Source organism: Actinomadura sp. NEAU-AAG7, from assembly GCF_018603865.1.
Taxonomy (GTDB): Bacteria; Actinomycetota; Actinomycetes; order Streptosporangiales; family Streptosporangiaceae; genus Spirillospora; species Spirillospora litoris.
Genome location: NZ_JAHFZY010000001.1, coordinates 1,871,611 through 1,894,017, shown reverse-complemented (window position 1 = coordinate 1,894,017; position 22,407 = coordinate 1,871,611). Strand labels below are relative to the sequence as shown.

Annotated in this window: 24 protein-coding genes; 6 read left to right on the top strand and 18 right to left on the bottom strand. The window is 71.5% G+C overall.

What is annotated here, in order from left to right:
- Positions 1-6: 6 nt before the first annotated feature.
- The 3 genes from KLI87_RS08655 to eccD form a co-directional block, all read right to left on the bottom strand.
- Complete coding sequence (locus KLI87_RS08655) at positions 7-327, bottom strand: WXG100 family type VII secretion target (protein WP_156214013.1); 321 nt, start codon at positions 325-327, stop codon at positions 7-9.
- Positions 328-568: 241 nt separating this feature from the next.
- Entirely contained in the window at positions 569-1,978 is a 1,410-nt protein-coding gene (eccB, locus tag KLI87_RS08650; protein ID WP_214616457.1) for a type VII secretion protein EccB, read from the bottom strand.
- A 9-nt stretch (positions 1,979-1,987) separates the two neighbouring features.
- Positions 1,988-3,385, bottom strand: a complete 1,398-nt coding sequence (eccD, locus tag KLI87_RS08645) for a type VII secretion integral membrane protein EccD (RefSeq protein WP_214616456.1) — start codon at positions 3,383-3,385, stop codon at positions 1,988-1,990.
- Positions 3,386-3,794: 409 nt separating this feature from the next.
- Between eccD and eccCa the strand changes: the two genes are divergently transcribed.
- Together eccCa and KLI87_RS08635 are read left to right on the top strand one after the other, a co-directional pair.
- Positions 3,795-7,769 (top strand): type VII secretion protein EccCa, encoded by a 3,975-nt coding sequence (gene eccCa, locus KLI87_RS08640; protein ID WP_214616455.1) that lies wholly within the window; start codon positions 3,795-3,797, stop codon positions 7,767-7,769.
- A gap of 77 nt (positions 7,770-7,846) precedes the next feature.
- Entirely contained in the window at positions 7,847-8,305 is a 459-nt protein-coding gene (locus tag KLI87_RS08635) for a hypothetical protein (protein WP_214616454.1), read from the top strand.
- Between the two features lie 5 nt (positions 8,306-8,310).
- Here KLI87_RS08635 and KLI87_RS08630 read toward each other — a convergent pair whose 3' ends face one another.
- A complete protein-coding gene (locus KLI87_RS08630) occupies positions 8,311-9,468 on the bottom strand; it encodes a S8 family serine peptidase (protein ID WP_214616453.1) in 1,158 nt (385 codons plus the stop codon).
- Positions 9,469-9,546: 78 nt separating this feature from the next.
- Positions 9,547-10,416, bottom strand: coding sequence for a hypothetical protein (locus KLI87_RS08625; RefSeq protein WP_214616452.1), 870 nt, complete (start codon positions 10,414-10,416; stop codon positions 9,547-9,549).
- Positions 10,417-10,451: 35 nt separating this feature from the next.
- On the opposite strand from KLI87_RS08625, the gene KLI87_RS08620 reads away from it, so the two are divergent.
- The 3 genes from KLI87_RS08620 to KLI87_RS08610 are packed head-to-tail and all read left to right on the top strand — an operon-like array spanning position 10,452 to position 12,258.
- Positions 10,452-11,072 carry a hypothetical protein gene (locus tag KLI87_RS08620; RefSeq protein WP_214616451.1) on the top strand — a complete coding sequence of 207 codons (621 nt, stop codon included), beginning with the start codon at positions 10,452-10,454 and terminating at the stop codon, positions 11,070-11,072.
- Entirely contained in the window at positions 11,069-11,668 is a 600-nt protein-coding gene (locus KLI87_RS08615) for a hypothetical protein (RefSeq protein WP_156214019.1), read from the top strand. Before KLI87_RS08620 ends, KLI87_RS08615 begins: the two co-directional genes overlap by 4 nt.
- On the top strand, positions 11,665-12,258 hold the full coding sequence (locus KLI87_RS08610) for a hypothetical protein (RefSeq protein WP_214616450.1): 594 nt from the start codon (positions 11,665-11,667) through the stop codon (positions 12,256-12,258). Before KLI87_RS08615 ends, KLI87_RS08610 begins: the two co-directional genes overlap by 4 nt.
- On the opposite strand, the gene KLI87_RS08605 is transcribed toward KLI87_RS08610, so the two are convergent.
- The 10 genes from KLI87_RS08605 to KLI87_RS08565 all read right to left on the bottom strand — a co-directional run bounded on the left by KLI87_RS08605 (position 12,143) and on the right by KLI87_RS08565 (position 18,540).
- Positions 12,143-13,447, bottom strand: a complete 1,305-nt coding sequence (locus KLI87_RS08605; protein WP_214616449.1) for a hypothetical protein — start codon at positions 13,445-13,447, stop codon at positions 12,143-12,145. The genes KLI87_RS08610 and KLI87_RS08605 overlap by 116 nt on opposite strands.
- A gap of 109 nt (positions 13,448-13,556) precedes the next feature.
- Positions 13,557-13,865, bottom strand: a complete 309-nt coding sequence (locus tag KLI87_RS08600) for a DUF1416 domain-containing protein (RefSeq protein ID WP_156214022.1) — start codon at positions 13,863-13,865, stop codon at positions 13,557-13,559.
- Positions 13,866-13,917: 52 nt separating this feature from the next.
- Positions 13,918-14,757, bottom strand: coding sequence for a sulfurtransferase (locus KLI87_RS08595; protein WP_156214023.1), 840 nt, complete (start codon positions 14,755-14,757; stop codon positions 13,918-13,920).
- 98 nt (positions 14,758-14,855) lie between these two features.
- Positions 14,856-15,305 (bottom strand): DUF4395 domain-containing protein, encoded by a 450-nt coding sequence (locus tag KLI87_RS08590; protein WP_156214024.1) that lies wholly within the window; start codon positions 15,303-15,305, stop codon positions 14,856-14,858.
- Positions 15,306-15,379: 74 nt separating this feature from the next.
- Positions 15,380-15,445: a putative leader peptide gene (locus KLI87_RS41860; protein ID WP_353819285.1), complete on the bottom strand. Its 66-nt coding sequence runs from the start codon at positions 15,443-15,445 to the stop codon at positions 15,380-15,382.
- 135 nt (positions 15,446-15,580) lie between these two features.
- Positions 15,581-16,015: a thioredoxin family protein gene (locus KLI87_RS08585; protein ID WP_156214025.1), complete on the bottom strand. Its 435-nt coding sequence runs from the start codon at positions 16,013-16,015 to the stop codon at positions 15,581-15,583.
- Positions 16,016-16,064: 49 nt separating this feature from the next.
- Positions 16,065-16,808: an anti-sigma factor gene (locus KLI87_RS08580; protein WP_156214026.1), complete on the bottom strand. Its 744-nt coding sequence runs from the start codon at positions 16,806-16,808 to the stop codon at positions 16,065-16,067.
- Complete coding sequence (locus KLI87_RS08575; protein WP_372492435.1) at positions 16,805-17,293, bottom strand: sigma-70 family RNA polymerase sigma factor; 489 nt, start codon at positions 17,291-17,293, stop codon at positions 16,805-16,807. The genes KLI87_RS08580 and KLI87_RS08575 overlap by 4 nt, the downstream gene beginning before the upstream one ends.
- Positions 17,294-17,367: 74 nt before the next feature.
- Positions 17,368-18,081, bottom strand: a complete 714-nt coding sequence (locus tag KLI87_RS08570) for a DUF2993 domain-containing protein (RefSeq protein WP_156214028.1) — start codon at positions 18,079-18,081, stop codon at positions 17,368-17,370.
- Between the two features lie 198 nt (positions 18,082-18,279).
- A complete protein-coding gene (locus tag KLI87_RS08565; RefSeq protein ID WP_156214029.1) occupies positions 18,280-18,540 on the bottom strand; it encodes a MoaD/ThiS family protein in 261 nt (86 codons plus the stop codon).
- A 208-nt stretch (positions 18,541-18,748) separates the two neighbouring features.
- Between KLI87_RS08565 and KLI87_RS08560 the strand changes: the two genes are divergently transcribed.
- On the top strand, positions 18,749-19,465 hold the full coding sequence (locus tag KLI87_RS08560; protein WP_214616448.1) for a response regulator transcription factor: 717 nt from the start codon (positions 18,749-18,751) through the stop codon (positions 19,463-19,465).
- A 190-nt stretch (positions 19,466-19,655) separates the two neighbouring features.
- Here KLI87_RS08560 and pstB read toward each other — a convergent pair whose 3' ends face one another.
- The 3 genes from pstB to pstC are packed head-to-tail and all read right to left on the bottom strand — an operon-like array spanning position 19,656 to position 22,370.
- Positions 19,656-20,432, bottom strand: coding sequence for a phosphate ABC transporter ATP-binding protein PstB (pstB, locus tag KLI87_RS08555; protein WP_156214031.1), 777 nt, complete (start codon positions 20,430-20,432; stop codon positions 19,656-19,658).
- Positions 20,433-20,490: 58 nt separating this feature from the next.
- Positions 20,491-21,390 (bottom strand): phosphate ABC transporter permease PstA, encoded by a 900-nt coding sequence (pstA, locus tag KLI87_RS08550; protein ID WP_308165902.1) that lies wholly within the window; start codon positions 21,388-21,390, stop codon positions 20,491-20,493.
- Positions 21,387-22,370, bottom strand: a complete 984-nt coding sequence (pstC, locus tag KLI87_RS08545) for a phosphate ABC transporter permease subunit PstC (protein ID WP_242891195.1) — start codon at positions 22,368-22,370, stop codon at positions 21,387-21,389. Before pstC ends, pstA begins: the two co-directional genes overlap by 4 nt.
- Between the last annotated feature and the right edge of the window lie 37 nt (positions 22,371-22,407).

Sequence of the window (22,407 nt, the reverse complement as noted above, 5' to 3'; positions counted from 1 at the left end):
GTTCGCTCAGGTAGAGCCGTTGAGCAGGGCCTGAACCTTGTTCACGGCCTGCTCGGACATCTCTTCCTTGGACTCATAGGTGATCTTGGTCTGGACGAGGCTCTGGTGCATGCCCTCCAGGGCCCGCAGCACCTTGCCGAAGTCCTCGTTGAACCGGTTGAAGACCGTCTCGAAGGCCATGGAGGCGTTGCCCTCCCAGGCCCCGCGGACCTGCTGCTTGTGGCCCTCAAGCTGCGTCTGCAGCCCCTTGATGATGTTCGCGGACGCGTCGATGTCATCCGCGGCCTGCTTCATGGATGCTCTGTCGACTGCCGACTGCTGCCCCATGAGTCACCTCCAGTGATTCGTACCGTGACCCGCGATCGTGAACTGGGCATAGACGCCGGGCCAACGCCGTAAGCCCCCGTTTCGGCAGCGCAAAGGACCCTGAGGCCGGTGATGGCGGGGGGTTGCACCGCAGAGTGATCATTACTTTAGGTGCTTTACTCCATGCTGTCCATCCGCTTCACATGATGTTTAGACGCATTGGCCCCCTTTACGGTTCGGGTCGTGGCCGAAGTCCGCACAATCAGTTCCCCGGCGGGGTGTTCGCCGGAGGCGTGGTGGAGACGGCGGCCGGGTCGAGCACCGGCCCCTGGGCGATCAGGTCCAGGACGCCCGCCGGAACCTTCGAGGCATCGCCCGGCAGAGAGTAGCCGAGCTTCTCGGCCGTCTCATTGTCTTTGATGGGGAATCTCTTTCCCTCGGCCACAAGGTAATAAGTGCTGACCTCATTCGCCTTTCCCGGGCTTGGTACCCGGCCCGCGAGCGCCGCGCTCCCAGGTGGGAAGGCCAATTGGTCCGCGCCGTTCGGCTGCGGGCCGCCGGGCGGCGCGGGCAGCCTCCCGTCGAGGGTGAGGGTCGCGTCGGAGTTGCCGCTCGGGTCGGCGTAGACCGCGCACAGCGGGCTCGTCTCCCGGTAGGCGACGATGCTCGGCGCCTTGCCTTCGAGCTGCTGGGCGCGGACCGTCCGCGCGGACTGCCGGGTCGAGTTCACCCGTCCGGCGTCCACCGGGAGGGGACGGACGGGTTGGTTCCCGTACGCCTGCCGGGTCAGCGGGTCGGCGACCAGCAGGTCCCGCTGGAGCGCGGAGATCGCCGCCAGGCCGTCCGCGAGCAGCACGAACGAGGACGAGGATCCGGAGGCGGTGTCGACGCCGAAGATCTGGCCGACCTTCGCCGGCCCGAGCGGCCCGGTGACCGCACGTCCGAGGCCCGGGATCTGCGGCGCGGCGAAGTCGGGGCCCTGGGTGACGGAGTTGAGCCACTTGCCGGCGATCGGGACGGCGCTCGCGCCGAGCGTCGTCAGCGCGTAGGGCGGCATCCGCATGCGGGTGTTGCGCCAGAGCAGCCAGTTCTGCCCGTCCGCCTTGACGACCACGGCCTGGTCGGGACGCAGCGCGGTGCCCCCGACCTCGCGTCCGGCGGTGAGCGTGACCAGCGACCGGCGGCCGAGCGAGGTGCTCTCGGACGCCCGCACGCACACCGCCCACGGCGCCTTGGTCAGCTTCTTGGCGTCGGGGAGCGTGTTCGGCGCGCCCGGGATGCCGATCGCCGGTCCGCGCTCGTACTTGGTGAGCGAGTTGCTGGAGACCGTCCGGCGGCTCTTGGAGTCCGCCCCGGCGACGAGCCGCGCCGAGACGTAGTTGGCGACCGGGCAGAGCTTGCCGTTCTCGCACCACACGTAGCGGGCGCCGGTGTCCTTCTCCACGAGCAGCATCCCGGCCTTCTCCAGGCCGGTGGCGCCGCCGGGGCGGATGACGCCGAAGATGCCGAACGCCGCCATGACGAGGATGCCGATCATGATGCCGCTGAACGCGCTGATGTTCATCCGGCGCAGCGGCAGCTCGGGGTTGTCGGGCTCGCCCGAGACCAGCGCGAGCGAGGCGCGCTGGCTCATCAGGCGGTGTGCCTGCAGCAGGTCCTTGCGCGTCTGCATGCGGCGCTCCTAACCGGCGAGCCCGCGCATGTACGCGAACAGCCCGCATTCTCCGAGGGCCATCGGGATGAGGGCGATCAGCAGGAACATCTCCAGGATGTCGCCCGCGCGGTTCCAGAACGGCGAGGGCCGGTGTCCCGGGAGCCACAGCCCCACCCCGACCACGACCGAGGTCGCCACGACCAGCGGGAGGAGCGCTCCGGCGGCCATCGTCAGCGGCGAGGCGTCCCAGGAGATGGCGATCGCCAGCGTCCCGAGGCCGAGCATGCCGGGCACCAGCATCGCCAGCCGCTGCACCCGGCCGCGGAACAGCCGGGAGCGCAGCAGGAGGAGGACGGAGATGACGGCGGCGGTGACCGGGCCGAGCCATCCGTCGCGGAACGCCGACGGGATCAGCCCGAGGATGCCCACGAGCCCGAGGCCGACCGTGAAGCCGGTGATGAAGCGGTCGGCCCGGCCGGTGCGGGTCAGCACCTGCTGGCCGTCCACCATGATCGTGTCGCGCCGCAGGTCGTCGGCACTCTGCGGCACCGGCGGCAGCGTGACCTTGGAGAAGCGGAAGGCGAGCGTGGGGGTCAGCGGGGTCAGCATCATCGCGACCACGACCGTGATCGCCGCGATCCCGGCCGCCGACAGGTCCTCGAAGGCCAGCGCGGCCCCGGAGCCCGCGGCGCCGAGGACGCCGCCGATGACCGAGCCCCAGAAGATCGAGGCGCCGTCGGTGACGCCCACGGCCGCGATCACCGCGACCAGGACCAGGACGCCGAACCCGGCCAGCGTGTTCAGCGCGTCCAGCTCGCCGAAGCCGTGGTCGCGGGCGGGGCCGAGCAGGCCCGCGAGGAAGGCGTGCGGGAGCGCGGCGAAGGCGAGCACCGTGCCCGCCCTGGCGTCGCCCGCGGCGCGCGAGGCGACCACCGCGCCGATGACGAGCAGCAGGGCGACCACCCCGGCGGCCGCGGCCGGGACGATCCAGGACGGTCCGGCGAGCAGCACCACGACGGCGGCGACCGCCGAGCCGCCCGCGCCGACCCCGAGGGAGAAGGCGCGGGTCCATTCGGGCCGCCAGCGGTCGCGCCGGTCCTTGACCGCGGTCGCGACGACGTCGGCGACGTCGTCGAAGGCCAGTTCGGGAAGCTGCGACATCCCCGGGCGCAGGTAGAGGATCTCGCCGTCGCGCAGCCCCGCCTGCGCGGGGGTGGCCCCGCCGTCGAAGGGCGCCTCGTCCAGCCGCTGCAGGACCCAGCCGCCGTGGGCGAGCCCGGCGTCGGCCATCTGGCTGCCGGAGTAGTGCAGGATCGCCGGGAAGAACTGGGCGAAGGGGACGTGGGCGGGGAGCGAGATGTCGATGCGGCGCTTGGGGGCCACCACCGTGACCCTGCACAGCTCCGCCCCGGTGACTGAAGCCACTGAACTTCCTCACATGTAGGCACGGCCCCACAGGGAGCACCCGAACACCGGCGAGAACCGTAACAACATAGACCTCCCGGCCCGCCCTCTGCGACCGGCTGAGATGCCCCACTTCGATGCGGTAACGCCCGCCCCGGTTCCGTCCGGCGCGGACCTTGGACGTCCGCGATGCCTTGCCCGCATGGCTTTTTCGCGCCTGCCGCTTTCGTTCCCCCTTCGTGACCGGCGGCGCAGATGAATCCTGGTGGAATGTTTCGCTTTCCCCCGAATCGAAGGCGGCGCCCGCCGAGCGCCTGTCGCAGGCCGCACTCCGTTACCGAGCGCATCCGGATGATCAAAGGATTATGCGGACCCGTACCCGTATGATGCTGGGCTGCGACATTGATGCCCAGAAGGGGGAGCCAGTCCAGTGAGCACCGTTCTGGTCCGGCGGAAGGAACGCCGCAAGCCCCCCGAGATGCCGCGGGGCGAGGTCCTGCTGGAGTCGCCGCCCGAGCTTCCCGAGGTCACCACCGACGGCTTCCGCAACGTGCTGACGTTCCTGCCGATGGCGGCCGGGTCCGGCTCGATGGCGTTCATGTTCCTGAACCCCAACTCCAACCCGCTCCAGATGGTGGCGGGCGGGATGATGGGCCTGTCGATGTTCGGCATGATGTTCAGCCAGGTCGGGCAGCGCAGCGGCGAGCGCAAGTCCAAGCTGAACGGCGAGCGCCGCGATTACCTGCGCTACCTCGGCCAGGTCCGGGCGAAGGTCCGCAAGGCCGCCGCCCAGCAGCGCGAGGCGCTGGAGTGGTACAACCCCGACCCGACCCGGCTGTGGTCGATCGCGATGAGCTCGCGGCTGTGGGAGCGGCGCGCCGACGACTCCGACTTCGGCCAGGTGCGGGTGGGCACCGGGCCGCAGAAGCTGGCCGTCCAGCTGATCGCGCCGGAGACCAAGCCGGTCGAGGACCTGGAACCGATGAGCGCGGGCGCGCTGCGCCGGTTCGTCCGGACGCACTCGACCGTCCCCGCCCTGCCGGTCGCCATCAACCTCCGCTCGTTCTCACGGATCTTCCTGCTCGGGGACGTGGAGGCCGCGCGGGCGATGCTGCGCGCCATGCTCATGCAGGCGGCCTCGTTCCACACCCCCGACGACGTGCGCATCAGCGTCTGCACCTCGCAGGAGCGGCTGCCCTACTGGGACTGGGTGAAGTGGCTGCCGCACGCCCTGCACCCCACCGAGCACGACGCCGCCGGGCAGGTCCGGCTGATCGCGCCGACGATGACCGAGCTGGAGGTGCTGCTCGGCCAGGAGATCAAGGACCGCGCCCGGTTCGTCTCCGGCCGCCCGTCCGGCGACCTGCCGCTGCACGTGATCGTGGTGGACGGCGGCATGGCCGCCTACGACTCGCAGATCGCCGCCGACGGCATCGAGGGCGTCTGCGTCATCGACCTCTCCCAGACCGTCGGCTACACGACCGAGGCCGGGACGCTGCGGCTGAACGTCACGCCCGACAAGGTCCACATGCTGCGCAAGGACCGGGCGGGCAAGGACGTCCCGACCCCGATCGGCGCGCCCGACAAGGTCACCGTCCCGCAGGCCGAGAGCCTGGCCCGCCAGCTCGCGCCGTTCCGGTCCAGCGCGAACGACGCCGTGGACGAGGAGGACGTGCTGGCGAACAACATGACGCTGACGTCCCTGCTCGGCGTCGAGAACGCCTACGCGGTGGACCCCGCGCGGGTGTGGCGGCCGCGCGCCCAGCGCAACCGGTTCCGGGTGCCGATCGGCCTGGACGCCGACGGCCGTCCGATCGAACTCGACATCAAGGAGTCCGCCCAGGGCGGCATGGGCCCGCACGGCCTGTGCATCGGCGCGACCGGGTCCGGCAAGTCCGAGCTGCTGCGCACGCTCGTCCTCGGCCTGGCGATGACGCACGCGCCGGACATCCTCAACTTCGTCCTGGTCGACTTCAAGGGCGGCGCGACGTTCCTCGGGATGGACGGCCTGGAGCACGTCTCGGCCATCATCACCAACCTGGAGGACGAGCTCCCGCTGGTCGACCGCATGTACGACGCGCTGCACGGCGAGATGGTGCGCCGCCAGGAGTACCTGCGGGCCATGGGCAACTACGCCTCGCTGCGCGACTACGAGAAGGCCCGGCTGGACGGCGCGAACCTGCCGCCGATGCCGACGCTGTTCCTCGTCCTGGACGAGTTCTCCGAGCTGCTGTCCGCCAAGCCCGACTTCGCCGAGCTCTTCGTCATGATCGGACGGCTCGGCCGGTCGCTGGGCGTCCACCTCCTGCTGGCCTCGCAGCGCCTGGAGGAGGGCAAGCTGCGCGGCCTGGACACCCACCTGTCCTACCGGATCGGCCTCCGCACGTTCTCCGCGATGGAGTCGCGCGTCGTCCTCGGCGTCCCGGACGCATACGAACTGCCTCCCGCCCCCGGTAACGGATACCTGAAGTTCGCCACCGAACCGATGGTCCGCTTCAAGGCGGCCTACGTCTCGGGGCCCGTGGACGAGCAGCCGAAGCAGAACGACGACAGGCAGGGCAGCCAGATCGCGGCCCAGATCGTCCCGTACCTGCCGGGCTACATACGCCCGCAGGTCATCGAGGACCGGTCCGAGGAGGAGCCCGAGCCCGAGGAGAAGAAGAACCAGGCGTCCCTGTTCGACGTCGTGGTCGGGCAGCTCGCCGGGCACGGCGCGCAGGCGCACCAGATCTGGCTCCCCCCGCTGGACGAGCCGCCCGCGCTGAACGAGATGCTCCCCCCGCTCCAGGTCACCCAGGAACACGGCCTCACCACCGCGGGCTGGGACGGCCGCGGCAAGCTGTACGCGATGGCGGGCATCGTCGACAAGCCGTTCCACCAGCGGCGCGACCCGTACTGGCTGGAGCTGTCGGGCGCCGCGGGCCACGTCGGCATCGCGGGCGGCCCGCAGAGCGGCAAGTCGACCCTGATCAGGACGCTGATCGCCTCCCTCGCGCTCACCCACACCCCCGCCGAGGTGCAGTTCTACTGCCTGGACTTCGGCGGCGGCGCCCTCGCCGCGCTGGCCGACCTGCCGCACATCGGCGGCATCGCCACCCGCCTGGACGCCGACCGCGTCCGGCGGACGGTCGCCGAGGTCAGCGGCCTGCTGGAGCAGCGCGAACGCGAGTTCGCCGAGCGGGGCATCGACGGCATCGCGACCTACCGCCGCATGCGCGCGTCCGGCGAGCACCCCGGCGACGGCTACGGCGACGTCTTCCTCGTCGTGGACAACTGGCTGACCCTGCGCCAGGACTACGAGGCGATCCAGGACACCATCACCCAACTCGCCGCGCGCGGCCTCGGCTACGGCATCCACGTCATCGCCGCGACCAACAAGTGGACGGAGTTCCGCACCAACGTCCGCGACCTGCTGGGCACCAAGCTGGAACTGCGCCTCGGCGACCCCTACGAGTCGGAGATCGACCGCAAGCTCGCCGACAACGTCCCCGAGGGCCGCCCCGGCCGCGGGCTCTCCCGCGACGGATTCCACTTCCTCACCGCCGTCCCCCGCATCGACGGTGGCGGCGCCGACGAGTCGCTGAACGACGGCGTCCTCAAAATGGTCCGGGCGGCGTCCGAGGCGTGGCACGGCCAGCGCGCCCCGCAGGTCCGCATGCTGCCCGACGTCCTGCCGCTCTCCTCGCTGCCGACCCCCGCCGAGACCGGCATGCGCATCCCGATCGGAATCGACGAGGAGTCGCTCTCCCCGGTCTACCTGGATTTCGCCCAGGACCCGCACTTCCTGATGCTCGGCGACGCCGAATGCGGCAAGTCCAACCTGCTCCGGCACATCACCACCGGCATCACCTCCCGCTACACCCCCGAGCAGGCCCGGATCATCTTCATCGACTACAGCCGCTCGCTGCTGGACGTCGCCGACACCGAGCACCAGATCGGCTTCGGCGCCTCGGCCCCGGCCGCGACGTCCCTGGTCAACGACATCCGCGGCGCGATGATGCAGCGCCTCCCCCCGGCCGACCTCACCCCCGACCAACTCCGCTCCCGCTCCTGGTGGACGGGCTCGGACCTCTTCCTCATCGTCGACGACTACGAGATGGTCGCCACCTCCGACAACCCGCTGCGCCCCCTCGTCGAACTGCTCCCCCAGGCCCGCGACATCGGCCTCCACCTCATCGTCGCCCGCGCCATGGGCGGCGCCGGACGCGGCATGTTCGACCCGGCCATCACCCGCATCAAGGAAATGGCCTCCCCCGGCCTCCTGATGTCCGGCAACAAGGACGAGGGCATCCTGCTGGGCAACGTGAAACCCCACAAACTCCCCCCGGGCCGGGGCTACCACATCGACCGCCGCACTGGCACGCGCCTGATCCAGACCGTCATCCGCGAAGACACCCCCCAGTGATGACCGCACCCGGGCCGGCCGCCGCCGTCGCGGGCGCCCGGATCCGCTGAGGAGAAGCAGTGGCCAAGAATCAACCCGTGCCCATTCGCAACGCGCTCCCCGAGACGCGTGCCCACGCCATGAAACTGGTCGCCGACGGCAAGCCGGTGGCGGCGGTCCGCCTCGTCCGCAAGGCCACCGGCGCCGACCTGCTGTCCGCGAAGGTGTACGTCGACGGGCTCAAGGTGGAGTTCCTGGCGGGGCGCGTCCCCGCCGAGGTCGAGGCGCAGGTGCGCGCGCTGGTGGCGGAGGGCAAGCCGAGAGAGGCGGTCAAACACCTCGTCCGGACCGCGGGGCTCGGCCTCAAGGACGGCAAGCAGTATGTGGACGCCCTGAGGGACGGCCGACTGCCCGGAGCGGCCGCCGCCGGCCCGCTCTCAGAACGGGTGCGCGCCTTCGTGGCCTCCGGCGACCGCCGCTCGGCCGTCGCCCTGGTCAGCGCCGAAACGGGGATGACCCCCGAAGAGGCCGACCGCTTCGTGGACGCTCTGGACTGACGGGGTCAGGCGCCGGGGCGCCAGTTGCGGCGGCGGCCGGCGGGGGTGATCAGCGCGGCCGTGCCGATGGCCGCGGCGGCCGTGAGGGCCGCGGCGGTGAAGGACAGGGCCAGCACCTTGCCCAGGTGGTCTTCGGGCGGGGGCTGGTCGATCGATACCCGGTGGGCGCCGGCGGGGGCCGCCGGCGCCGCGCCGGTCGAGACCGTGGTCACCGCGCGGAGCGGATTCACCACGCCCGACCCCGTGCCCTGGACCTGGGCGCCGTCGGCGGTCCTCTCGATGCGCTCCTTGACCTGGAGGTAGGTGAGCCTCGGGTTGAAGGAGCGGATCAGCACCGCGGTGCCGGCGACGTAGGGGGCGGCGAGGCTGGTGCCGTCGTCGGCCTTGTAGGCGTCGCGCGGCCAGGTGCTGACGACCGCCTGGCCGGGCGCGGTCACGGTGACCGGCGTGACGGTGTTGGAGAAGCCCGCCAGCTTGCCGTCCTTGGAGAGCGCGCCGACCGAGATCACGCCCGGGTAGCTCGCCGGATAGGACTTCTCGGGGGTCTGCTTCTGCTCGTCGGTGAGGTTGCCGGCGACCGAGACGATCACGACGTCGTGCCGCTGGGCGTAGGCCACGGCCCGGCGCAGGTCGGGCAGGTCCGGGGACTGGGACGAGATGTTGATGACCTTGGCGCCCAGGTCGACGGCCTTGCGGATCGCCAGCGGCGTCCAGCGGGAGTCGTTGCCCTGCGACTTCACGGCCATCTTCACCGAGATGAGCTGCGCCTCGGGGGCGACGCCGAAGAACGAGATGCCCTGGGCGCGCAGGTCCCGGCCGCCGATGATGCCCGCGACCTGGGTGCCGTGGCCCACGCAGTCCTGGAGGCCGGACCTGGTCACGTCGTAGGGGGCGACGCGTCCGCGCAGCTGGGGGTGCGAGGTGTCCACGCCGCTGTCGACGATGGCGACCTTCACCCCCTTGCCGCGGGTGTGGGTCCAGGCGTCCACGTAGTTCAGCCTCTCCTCCGGCCAGAGCTGCCGGGGGAGCTGGTTCGCGGGGCTGCCGTAGACCAGGGGCTCCTCGCAGGGCGCGGCCAGGGCGGGGGACGCGAAAAGGGGAGGCGCGAGCACGCCGCCGAACGCGGTGGCCGCCATGAGCGCGATCGCTTTGCGTCGTCGCACCAGCCCTCCCGGCGATGACCGAACCATGAGCAGTGAGCACATTACCGAGATTCGGGCGGACGTCGATCCGCGCCGCTCCTATTCGGCCGGTGGCTCGACTTGCGCGTCGTCCCATTCCCAGCCGAGTGTGCGGGCGGCCGCGGCGAGGGCGTCGCGGGTCCTGGCGCTGATGGTCACCGGGAAGTCGCAGGCGTTCTCGCGGTCGTGGTGCACGATCACGTCGGGGCCGCCGTAGGCCAGGCTGTGGACGCCGAGTTCGCGCCAGGGCTCGAATCCCATCGGACGGTACGCCGCGTCCAGGCGCTCGCCCACCGGGACGCCCGGGAAGTCGCCGGCGTCCAGGCGCAGGCACCAGCCGAGGCTCGCCGGGAGGCGCTGCACGGCGAGCTGGACGAAGAACTCCGAGATCGACCGGGCCTGCGGAACCCATTCGTCATCGGAGATCGTGACGAGCACGCGGGGGTCGTCCTGGCCCGCCTCGGCGGCGAGGTAGCCCCATTCGTTGCAGTACTCGTATTCGGCCTTGAAGACGCAGACGCGCAGGTCGTCGTCCGGGCCGACGTACGGGTTGTCCTTGGGCAGCCCCTCGGCGACGCCGTACCCGGACGGGTCGGGCCGGACGGTCGGCGGGTACACGGGATTGGTCCAGTACAGGCGCGGCGAGTGGGTGAAGGAATTGAAGGGGAGTTCCCACCACTCGTCCAGGGCCCGGGGGACGGGGAGGGAGAAGTCGACGCCCTCGAACTCGTCGTCCTCCTCGCCCGTCCATTCTCCTTTGAGGCGCCGTATATACGTCCGGTGCTCGTCCTCCGACCATTTGGCCCAGGGGGTCGCGTCGGCGGGCACCGCGTATCCCCACTCCTCCTGGAACTCGCGCAGCAGGTCCCAGCGGGGGCGGGGCGGGGCGAGCCGGTCGGCGAAACGCCCGTAGTCGATCATCTCCGTCACGGGGTGAAGGGTAATGGCGTATTACCATCTGGCGGGTGCAATCCACCGCACCGGTCCCTCCGAGTCCCGGCGAGCGCGCGTCGCGGCGCCGGCTGGTGCCCGTGTGCGCGCTCGCGGTGGCCGCCGTCCTGGTTCCCGTGCTGTGGGCGGCGGGCGGGTTCGCGGCGCGGCCGCGCGAGCCCGCGACCGCGCCGGGGAAGGCGGTCGACCTCGGCCTGTTCAAGGTCGTCGTGCGGGACGCGCGGATCGGCACGGCGAACGCCGACCTCGGCTCCGGACGGCAGCGGTTCGTGATCGTGCGGCTGTGGGTGCTCAACCAGGGCGAGGAGACCGTCTCGCTGGGCTTCGGCGGGCTGCGCGACGGCCTCGCCGCCCGCACCAAGGCGGGCAAATGGGTCAAGCCCGACCAGGTGGAGGGCCTCGCCGGGGGCGCGAAGACCGGCACGACGCAGCCGGGGCTGCCGGTCGAGGTCTCGGCGATGTGGAAGACGGGCCCGGCGGACGCGCCCCGCCGGTTCACCGTGGGCCTGCGCGAATGGGAGTACGACCACGGGTTCACCGATGACACCTACGCCTGGCGGGTCGATCTGGAGGACGGCTCGCTCGCCGGGCGGCTGACCCTCCCCGTCGCCGCCCCGAGGGTGCGGCCGCGGTGAACGTCCGGAGACTGCTGACGCAGGGCGGCGCGGGGGTCGGCGGGACGGCCCTGCTCGCCGGAGCGATGTGGCTGCATTCGATCGGCCCGCACGTCCGGGCGCGGGCGCTCGAACCGATCCGCGACGGCGGCGGGATCGGGCAGGTGGTCGGCAACCGCGTGTTCAGCGTGCGGGTCGACCGGGTGGAGGCGGCGCGGTCGCTGGCGCCGGGCCTGTCGCTGGGCGATCCGCCGCCCGTGGGCACCGAGGGCGTCTACCTGGTCGTGCGGCTGTGGGCGAAGGCCGAACGCGAGCCGCTGAAGCTGGCGGCGGCGAAGCTGGAGACGTCCGGGGGCCTGTCGTTCCGGGACGGTCCGCGGCCGGGCGCGGGCGAGGTCGTCCAGCCGCTGTTCCAGCCGATGATCTGGACGCCGACCGCGTTCGTGTTCGAGCTGCCCAAGGAGCGGGTGGCGGGCGCGCACCTGGTGGTGGGGACCGGCGGGCTGCTGCCGCAGCTGTCCGCCGAGGCCGACATCGACCTCGGGCTCACCAGGGCCCGCGCCGCCGAGCTGATCCGCGCCGCGCCCGAACGCTACGACGTGCGGGGACGCCGATGACCGGCGACCCGGCGCAGACCCGGCCCGACCTCCCGGCCCAGACCGGGGCGGGGCCGCGGATGCGGCCCCGCGACCGGCGGGTCGTGCAGGCGATCGCGCTCGCCACCCTGCTGCCCGCGCTGCTCACCGTCCACTGGCTGGACGAGACCCGCGACGTCCGCAGCAATCTGAAGCCGGAGGAGAAGGTCACGACGGTCCCGCGCGGGGCGGCCGGGGAACTGGCCGGAGCACGCTGGCAGGTCGTCGACCGGCGGACCACCGCGCCCCTGCTCAGGCCCGCGTCCGGCGCCCCGCCGGGGTCGGCCGAGGTGGCCGAGGTCCGGGTGACGCTCGCCGTCGTCGCGAAGGACGCGGCGGCCGCCAAGGCCGTCGGCGCGTACGGGATCGTCTACCGGCTCCGCGACGGCGACGGCCGCGCGTGGGCCGCGACCGGCCTCGGCACCGGCGCGGCCCGGCCGGGCGTCCCGGTCCGGATCACGGTCCGGGGGACGGTGCCCCGGGCCAAGGCCGACCTGCTGGTGCTGGAGGTGCGGCCCCCGGCGTACTCACGGCCGAAGGGACCACTGCCTTCGCTGCGGTTCGCGCCGTGACCCGCGCCATGACCAGGTTGAACGCCGCCGCGAGCAGGCAGATCCGCAGGATCTGGAAGACCAGCGCCGTCCCGAACCCGACGAGCGGCAGCCTCGGCATCCACCACGTGACCTCGTGCGGGCCGAGCAGTTCGTAGACCAGCCGCCGCGAGGCGTCCTCCGCGACGTCCAGGCCGGTGAACAGCAGGCAGAACGTCGCGAACGGCAGCACCCCCGACCGGCGGACGAGCCGCAGCCCGTACCAGGCGGGCAGCCACATCTCGCGGAAGCCCCGGGTCAGGATCTCGCGCGGGCTGTTGACGCGGTCCAGGCCCCCGGCGCGTGCCAGCCGTTCCGCCGCCCGGCTCCGGCCGAGCACGACCTGCTCGTCGCGCGCGTCCAGGCCGAGGATGACCCCGGCGATGACGAGCCAGATCAGCGCGCCGAGCACCGCGTCCTTGAACGGCGGCCACTGGTCGAGGACGGGCCCGGCCGCGTCGGTGACCCACCCCCACGCCCGCCGCCGGGTGAACCAGTCGACGCCCTCGCCCCGCAGGTGGTCGATCGTGAAGATGCCGAACAGCGCGAAGTTGATCTCCAGGAAGGCGATGAGCGCGCCGAACGAGCGCTGCGACCGCTCCTCCAGCAGCCACTCGACCAGGAGCCGGACGACGAAGAACCCGACGGTCAGCCCGATCGCCAGCGGAACGTGCCTCTCCAGCGAGACGAGCATGCCGACGCCCTTGATCTGCCCCTCGAACCCGTTCTCGGCGAAGCCGCGGCTCGCCGCCTCGTCCGCGAACGCGCGGGCGTCCTCGCTCTGGAGCCCCCAGCCGAGGTAGAAGATCACGAAGGGGAGCGCCGCGCGGCCCATCGCACCGGCGACCGGCTCCTCGTTGCCGACGGCCCAGGCCGTCAGGCCGCCGCCGGACTCGCGGGCGTGCACGACGTCCAGCCCCTCGCGGACGCAGTGCACCATCGCGACCGCGACCGCCAGCGTGACCATCACGAGGACGCCGACGGTCAGCAGCGGCGCCACGGCCGCCGCCGTGCCCTTCATCTCGCCGAGCCGGTACCCGCCGTACATCGCGCCGTACCGCAGCAGCTCGCCCAGCGTGAACCACAGGCTCAGCGGCAGCGCGAACCGCCCCGCGAGCCGGAGTGCGGCCCAGGGCAGGATCAGCGGCGAGCGCGCGGACGGTCGGGACATCGCGCCGATGCTATCCAGCCCACCGGACCGGGCGCGGAAACGACCGGGCCCCGCCGTCCCGCGTGCGGCGGAACGGCGGGGCCCGAAGGATTGCCCGCGAAGGCTCTGCTCAGATCGCGACCTCAAGCGCGGCGACCTCGCCGATCTTGGCCGTGACGGCGTTGTCGACGCTCACGCCGCCCGCGGCGAGAACGCGCACGGTCCAGTCGCCGTCGGCGGCGAAGAACCGGAACACGCCCTCGTCGCCGGTGACCACCTCGGCGGTGAACTCGCCGGTCGAGTCGAGAAGGCGCGCGTAGGCGCTGGACACCGGGGCGCCGTCACGGGTGACGGTCCCCTGGATGACGGCCTCGTTGTCGAGGTCGACGGTCGCCGGAAGGTGCGCCGTCTGCGCGGGCGCTGCGCAGCCCTGGGTCATTGCTCCTCCATCTCCGTGCACACGGGAAGGTCTACGGAAGGTCTGGCTGGACTTACTTGGGCTCGCCGAGCTCGATCGGGACGCCGACGAGCGAGCCGTACTCGGTCCAGGAGCCGTCGTAGTTCTTGACGTCCTGGAGGCCGAGCAGCTCGCGGAGCGCGAACCAGGTGTGGGACGAGCGCTCGCCGATGCGGCAGTAGGCGATGGTGGACTTGCTCAGGTCCACCCCGGCCGCGCCGTAGATCTCGCGGAGCTCCTCGTCGGACTTGAACGTGCCGTCGTCGTTGGCCGCCTTCGACCACGGGATGCTGCGCGCGGTCGGGACGTGCCCGGCCCGCTGCGCCTGCTCCTGCGGCAGGTGCGCCGGGGCGAGCAGCTTGCCGCTGAACTCGTCCGGCGAGCGGACGTCGATCAGGTTCTTGGTGCCGATCGCGTCCACGACCTCCTCGCGGAAGGCGCGGATCGACAGGTCCTGGTCCTTGGCCTTGTACTCGGTGGCCGGACGGGACGGGACGTCGGTGACCAGCTCGCGGGAGTCCAGCTCCCACTTCTTGCGGCCGCCGTCGAGAAGCTGCACCTTCTCGTGCCCGTACAGCTTGAAGTACCAGTACGCGTACGCGGCGAACCAGTTGTTGTTGCCGCCGTAGAGGATCACCAGGTCGTCGTTGGCGATGCCCTTGGAGGACAGCAGCTGCTCGAAGCCGGTCTTGTCGACGAAGTCGCGGCGGACCGGGTCCTGCAGCTCCGTCTTCCAGTCGATCTTGACAGCGCCACGGATGTGGCCCTTGTCATAGGCGGACACGTCCTCGTCGACCTCGACGAGAACGAGACCGGGCGAGTCGAGGTTGGACTCGACCCATTCGGCGTCCACCAGGACGTCGGAACGGCTCATGCGGGTACCTCCCTGTCGGAGCGAATCTTCGCGGTTGTGCTGTGGTGCCGGGTCTTGCGGTGGTGCGGGTGGTGCTGATGGTGCGGGTGCCGCGCGGATCAGTGCCGCTGGGGCGAGGGCGCCCCCTCACCTCCTCCGAGCCGCGCGGCGACGCGCCGGACGAGCAGATACATCTCGCAGCCGAGGCAGAACCCGAACGCGGCGTTCAGGAAGGCCGCTCCCAGCGCGAGGGCGGTGGCACCGATACCGAGCCATGTGGTCCCCGTCGCGTATCCGACGGTTCCGACCAGGGCGAACACGAGGCCGACGCCCTGCGCGAAGCGGGGCGGCGCCGCGTCCTCAAGCTCCCTGGGCGGGGCCAGACGGGGACGGATCAGCACTGCGAAGAGCAGTCCGTACGGGGCGTACCGAAGGCCGAGGATGGTCGCGAGCGCGAACACGACGGCCTGGGCGGCGAGCAGGGCCCCGCTTCCCCATACCAGGACCGCGACCAGTACCACCGTCGTGGCGGCCGCCGCGAAGCGCTGCCCACGAGGATCGACCTGCATCGGGGTGCTCCAGAGTGGAGGAAACGTGCGTACGAGCTGGAAACGGAGTGCTCGGGGCGAACGGGCTCGATGCCTCAGGCCATGCGACAGAGCGAGGCGGCCACGCGGCAGAAATCCACCGCGCGGCGCTTCGTGAGCATCTGCTCTGTCCAGTAACGCACGGACACGATGGTAAGCCGACAATCGACGCCCTGTCACATCCGTCTCGCCTTGCGAGACAGTTACATTCGTCTTCCCGCAGGTCAACAACGGGGACGGCGGAGCCCGGAGGGGGCTCACGCGTCGGGTATCGCCAGGCCCAGCGCGGCGATGACGTCGGCCTTGCGGGGGGTTCCGGACGCGCGCCGGACGACGCGCCCGGCCGCGTCCAGAACCAGGATGGTGGGGGTCCGAATCACGTTGAGCCTGCGGACCAGCTCCAGGTGCGACTCCGCGTCCAGCTCGACGTGGGAGACGCCCTCGACCATGCCCGCGACGTCCCCGAGGACGCGGCGGGTCGCGCGGCAGGGCGCGCAGAACGCGCTGGAGAACTGGACGAGGGTGGCCTTCGCCCCAAGGTCGGCGCCCAGCTCGTCCGGGTTCAGGGTGTGCACGCCGCCGCCCTCCCGCACGCGGGAGGACGCGCGCAGCACTCCGTCGCGGCGCCGCCTGAGCAGGCCGAACAACGTGGCCGCCGCGAGGACCGCGGCGGCGACCAGTACGCCTTCCATCCCCGTGGACAACCCGCGCGTGCCCGGGATTCTTCCGGGGGACGCGGGATCAGGTGGGGATCGTGAGGAGAGGCGTGCCGTCCAGGCCCACGATCTCCAGGGAGAACAGCGCGCCCCGGGGGAACATCGTCGAGCCGTAGTAGCGGCCGTAGCCCTTGTCGTAGGGGACGTACCAGCTCCCGAGCGCGTCCCGCCGGCCGTCGCGGGCGATCACCAGCAGCCGGCACCGCGACCCCTTCGGGACGCCCGACACATACAGCTCGACCTCGGTGCCCCACTTCTTCTTGCGGAGCATCACGAAGCCCTTGACCTTGCTGTTGGGGCTCTCGGCCGCGATCCGCTCCCCCGTACTGGTCGGCGACGGCGGGCCCGGCGACACCGAGGTGCCGGGCGGCGCGGCCCGCTGGTCTCCGCCGGAGGAGGGGAACACCATGCCGCCGAACAGCGCACCGGCGAGCACCAGCAGGCACGCGGCGACGGCGAGCGGAGCCCACGCGAGACGCGGGCCCCGCTCGCCCGACCACCGCCGTAGCGGGCCGAGCCATCCCCTCCGTCGCTCGGCCGCGCGGGCCAGCAGGCCGTCCAGGAGTTCGGGTGGCGGGCCGGTGATCTGGCTGAGCTGCGCCTCGTCCACCCGGCCGAGCAGCGCGGGCATCCCGGCGAGCCCGGCCAGCTCGTCCCGGCAGGCGGGGCAGCGCTCCAGGTGCGCCTCCACCTGGCCGCGCTCGACCGGGTCGATCGCGCCCAGCACGTACACCCCCAGGGAGGTGCGGACCTCCGTGCAGTCGTTCATGGCGCGAGCCCCCGCTCCTCCAACGCGAGCTTGAGCGCCCGCAGCGCGTAGTACGTGCGGGACTTCACCGTGCCGGGCGGGATGCCCAGCGTCTTGGACGCCTCGGCCACCGACCGGCCCCGGTAGTAGGTCTCCACCAGCACGGCGCGGTGCGGCGGCGACAGCTGGGCCAGCGCCTCGGCCACCGTCCAGGACTCCAGCGCCCGGTCGATGTCGTCCGAACCCGACTCCGTCATCAGGACCTGCTCGTCGATGCCGGTCTCGGGCGGCCGCGCGCGCCTGGCCCGGTGCGCGTCCACCACGAGGTTGCGCGCGACGGTGAACAGCCACGGCCGCACCGGACGTCCCGCGAGCGCCTCAGGATGCTTCCAGGCGCGCAGGAGCGTCTCCTGCACGACGTCCTCCGCCTGGGTGCGGTCCCCGCCGGTCAGGCGCAGGACGTAGCCGAGTAGGGGACCGCCGTGCTCGCTGTACAGGACGCGCAGCAAACGCTCATCCGCGGTTGGACCCACACCACTGACACGTACGCCCTCCCCGCCCGGTTCACAACCCGGCGGGCCTATTTCAGCCGCTGCGACCGCTCCGGGTCGTTCAGCCGGACGTCGGTCGCGGTCGCCTCGACCCGCAGCCCCGCCTCGGTGGGCTCCAGCTTGCTGATCCGCGATCCGACGGGCAGCTCCGGGATCGGGACGACCCAGGTCAGCGGCCCGCGCACCAGCGCCATCGGCACCTGCGCGCCCGCCCTCGACGTGAAGGAGACCGGGGTGACGGCGATGCCCTTGGCCGTCGGCTTCGCCGAGACGACCGCGGTGCCCGCGACCGGGATGCCCGACATCGTCCCGGTCATCTCCAGCTCCAGGTCGTCGCCCTTCGGCTTGATGCTCTTGACCTGCCTCGGCGCCTGCTTCTGGACGGCCTCGTAGGGGACGACGGCGGACGCGGTGGCCTTGCCGGCGACCACGTTGGCCGTGCCGCCCGACAGGACGTCGGGGAGCGGCGCCTTCACGTCCCGCATGTCGACCTTGACGTCGTTGACGGTGACGCCCTCGCTCGTCCAGACGCCGATCTTCACGTCGATGTGGCCGTAGTCACCGCCGATCGCCTGGGTCAGGAACGGGATGCCGTGGATCGTGACGTCCGGCCGCTCGGGGAGGTTGTACTCGGCGGCGACCTGCTTGCCGATCTCGTCCTGCGCGACGCGGACGCCGATCCGGTCGGCGGCGGCCACGCCGACGACCAGCAGGATCAGCAGCACCAGCAGTACTTTCCGCATGTCACTCCTTCAGGCGACGGCACGCGATCGGCCCACACGATAGTGCGCGGACCACACCAAAAGGGTCGCGCCGCAGAATGAGATCGCCGGGGCCGCCCGTAGGTTCGGAGCATGACCCGCGTAGTCCCGTGAGCTGGGCGCGGGGCGCGCGCGGCCCGGCGGTCAGCCGCCCGCTCAGCCGCCCGCTCAGCCGCCCGCTCAGCCGCCCGCGAAGGGCGGCAGCACCTCGACGACGCCGCCCTCGGGCAGCGCCACGGACGCGTGCGGACGGGTGCCGACCGGGTCGCCGTCCACGAGGAACGAGCTGCGGCCGACGACGCGGCGGAACTCCTCGCCGCGCCCGTCCCGCGCGAGCGCCGCCGACACGGCGTCCGCGAGCGTCACCGCGTCGTAGGGCTCCTCGTGGACGCCCGCCGCGGCCTTCGCCGCCGCCCAGTACCGGATCGTTCCCGTGGCCATGAGGACAGCGTCTCATCCCGGTTCCGGCACCGCCGCTCCGCCTGCCGTGAGACCGCCTCGGATATGCTCACCGGGAGGGATCCGGGCGACGAGGCCATGGAGTTCATCAGAGCCTTCATGGTCACCTCGTCTTCGAGCCGCCGACCGTGCCGGGGCTCAGACGATGAGCCGCCTGGGTCCTACGCCTTTTGGGACGAGGAGGCGGCACGTGAGCAGCTTGCTCCTGCTGACCAGCGCACTGGAGCCCTCCGAGGAGATCCTGCCCGCGCTCGGGCTGCTGCTGCACCCGGTGCGCGTCGCGCCCGCCGAGGCGTCCGCGCTCATCGACGCGCCGCCCGCCGACGTCGTCCTGGTGGACGCGCGGCGCGACCTCGTCCAGGCCAAGAGCCTGTGCCGGCTGCTGCGCACCACGGGCCTGGACGCCCCGCTGTTCGGCGTCGTGACCGAGGGCGGCCTCGCGGCGCTCAGCAGCGAGTGGGGCCTGGACGACCTGCTCCTGCAGACCGCCGGGCCCGCCGAGGTCGAGGCCCGCCTCCGCCTCGCCGCCGGACGCGCCGCCGCCGCCGGCGAGGACGACGACGCCCCCGGCGAGATCCGCAGCGGCGAGCTGACCATCGACGAGGCCACCTACACCGCCCGGCTGCGCCGCCGCGTCCTCGACCTCACGTTCAAGGAGTTCGAGCTGCTGAAGTACCTCGCCCAGCACCCCGGGCGGGTCTTCACCCGCGCCCAGCTCCTCCAGGAGGTGTGGGGCTACGACTACTTCGGCGGCACCCGCACCGTCGACGTCCACGTCCGCCGCCTCCGCGCGAAGCTGGGCGCCGAGTACGAGTCCCTCATCGGGACCGTCCGCAACGTCGGCTACCGCTTCGTCCCCGAACACGACCCGGGCGACACCGAGGAGAACACCCACGCCCCCGCCTGACCCCGGCAACTCCCGCGGCCGCCGAGGACCCCGGCACCGCGATCGCCCCCGAAGGCGGATGCGAGCGAAGCAGGCATCTGATCGCGAAGCGAGCCGCCAGGCGAGTTCGGAGCGATGCCGGCGATCGCCGCGGTGCCCGCCGAAGGAGGGCGCCCAGCGCCCGACGCCAAGGGCGATGCCATGAACGCAGCTATCCGAACCTGCCCGTGATGTAGTCCTCGGTGGCCTTCTGCTCCGGGTTGGTGAAGATCTTGCTGGTGTCGTCGATCTCGATGAGCTTGCCGGGTTGGCCCGTTCCCGCGATGTTGAAGAAGGCGGTGCGGTCGCTGACGCGGGCCGCCTGCTGCATGTTGTGGGTGACGATGACGATCGTGTACTGGCTCTTCAGCTTGCCGATGAGGTCCTCGATGGCCAGCGTGGAGATGGGGTCGAGCGCCGAGCAGGGCTCGTCCATCAGCATGACCTGCGGCTGGACGGCGATGGCGCGGGCGATGCACAGGCGCTGCTGCTGACCGCCCGACAGGCCCGCCCCGGGCTTGCCCAGCCGGTCCTTGACCTCGTTCCACAGGTTGGCGCCCTGCAGCGACTCCTCGACGATCTCGTCGAGCTGGCTCTTGCGGCGGACGCCGTTGAGCTTCAGCCCGGCGGCGACGTTGTCGTAGATCGACATGGTCGGGAACGGGTTCGGGCGCTGGAAGACCATGCCGACGACGCGGCGCACGGCGACCGGGTCGACCGAGGAGGCGTACAGGTCCTCGTCGTCCAGCATGACCTTGCCCTCGACGCGGGCGCCCGGGATGACCTCGTGCATCCGGTTGAGGGTGCGCAGGAACGTCGACTTGCCGCAGCCCGACGGCCCGATGAACGCCGTCACCGAGCGCGGCTCGATCGTCATCGAGATGTCCTCGATGGCGTGGACGCCGCCGTAGTAGGCGTGCAGTCCGGACACTTCGATCCGCTTGGCCATGGGGTGAATGCTCCTTGTCGGGTGGGTCAGGCCAGGTCGTGCCAGTTGTGCTGGGGGGTCAGCGGCCGGTGGGGGCGCGCCGTCCGGCGATGATGCGGGCGACCAGGTTCAGCAGCATGATGATGAGGATCAGGACGAGGGCGCCGGTCCAGGCGCGGTCGATCGAGTTCTGGCTCGGGTCCTTCGCCTGCTCCCAGATGAAGGTGGGCAGCGAGCCCTGCGGCCCGGAGAGCGGGTCGGTGTTGATCGCCTTGGTGAAGAAGATCGTGAGCAGCAGCGGGGCGGTCTCGCCCATGACCCGCGCCACCGCCAGCATGATGCCGGTGATCATGCCGGTGAGCGCGGTCGGGACGACGACGAACAGGATCGTCCGCCAGCGCGGGACGCCCAGCGCGTAGGACGCCTCGCGCAGCTCGTTCGGCACCAGCTTGAGCATCTCCTCCGTCGCCCGGACCACCGTCGGGATCATCAGGATCGTCAGCGACAGCGCGCCCGCGAGGCCGGAGAAGCCGAAGTCGAGCGTGAGCAGCCACAGCGCGAGGACGAACAGGCCCGCGACGATCGAGGGGATGCCGGTCATGACGTCGACGAAGAAGCTGACCACGCGGGCCAGCCGCCCGTTCGCGCCGTACTCGACCAGGTAGATCGCCGTCAGCACCGCGATCGGCACCGCGATCAGGCTGGCGATCGCGACCTGTTCGAGGGTGCCGATGATGGCGTGGTAGGCGCCGCCGCCGGTGTCGCGCCCGCTCACCCCGTTCATGGAGTGGTTGAGGAAGTCGGCGTCCAGGCGCTTGGCGCCGTTGCCGACGACCGTCCACAGCACCGACACCAGCGGGATCAGCGCGAGCGCGAAGGCCAGGTAGACCAGGCCCTGGACGGCCCTGTCCTTGATCTTGCGGCCGAGCGAGACCGAGCCGAGCGAGGCCGCGCGGGAGGGGGTGGTCAGGGAACTCACACGAACTCCTTGCGCCGGGCGACGACGGCCCGGGCGACCATGTTGATGACGAGCGTGATCGCGAACAGCACGAGACCGGAGGCGATCAGCGCGCCGCGTCCGGTGGCCGTGGCCTCGTCGAAGCTGTTGGCGATGTTGGAGGCGAACGTCGCGCCGCCGTTCTCCAGCAGGTGGATGTTGATGCCGGGCACGTAGGTCAGCACCATCGCGACCGCGATCGTCTCGCCCATCGCGCGGCCGAGGCCGAGCATCGAGGCGCCGATCATGCCGGAGCGGCCGTAGGGCAGCACCGCGAGCCGGATCGTCTCCCAGCGGGTGGCGCCGAGCGCGAGCGCGGCCTCCACGTTGGCCCGCGGGACCTGGAGGAACACCTCGCGGGTGATCGAGGAGATGATCGGCAGGATCATGATCGCCAGCACCACCGAGGCGGTGAAGATCGAGTTCTTGCCGGGCGAGTCGCCGCCGAACAGCGGGATCCAGCCGAGCACGTCGTTGAGGAACGTGCTGATGCCGTCCATGTGCTTGGACAGGAAGGCGAGGCCCCACAGCCCGTACACGATGCTCGGCACGGCGGCGAGCAGGTCGACGACGTAGCCGAGCGCGGAGGCCAGCCTGCGCGGCGAGTAGAACGAGATGAACAGCGCGATGCCGATCGCGATCGGCGTCGCGATCAGCATCGCCAGCAGCGACGACACGATCGTGCCGAACGCGAGCTGCGCGATGCCGAACCTTGGCTCGGTCGCGTTGGGGTTCCACTCCTCGGCGGTGAGGAAGTTCGCCTTGTTGTCCTGAAGCGCCGGGATCGCCTTCCAGACGAGGAAGACCGCGATCGCGGCCATGATCGCCAGCACGACGATGCCCGAGCCCCGGGCCGCCGAGACGAAGATCTTGTCACCGGCGCGGCCGGTGCTCATCCGCAGGCTTGTGGCGCCGCGGTGCCTTGCGCCGGCGGTCGCCTCGACGCCGGTCTCGCTGGTCACGGGGGGTCCTCCCTGGATCACATCGGCGGAACCCAGA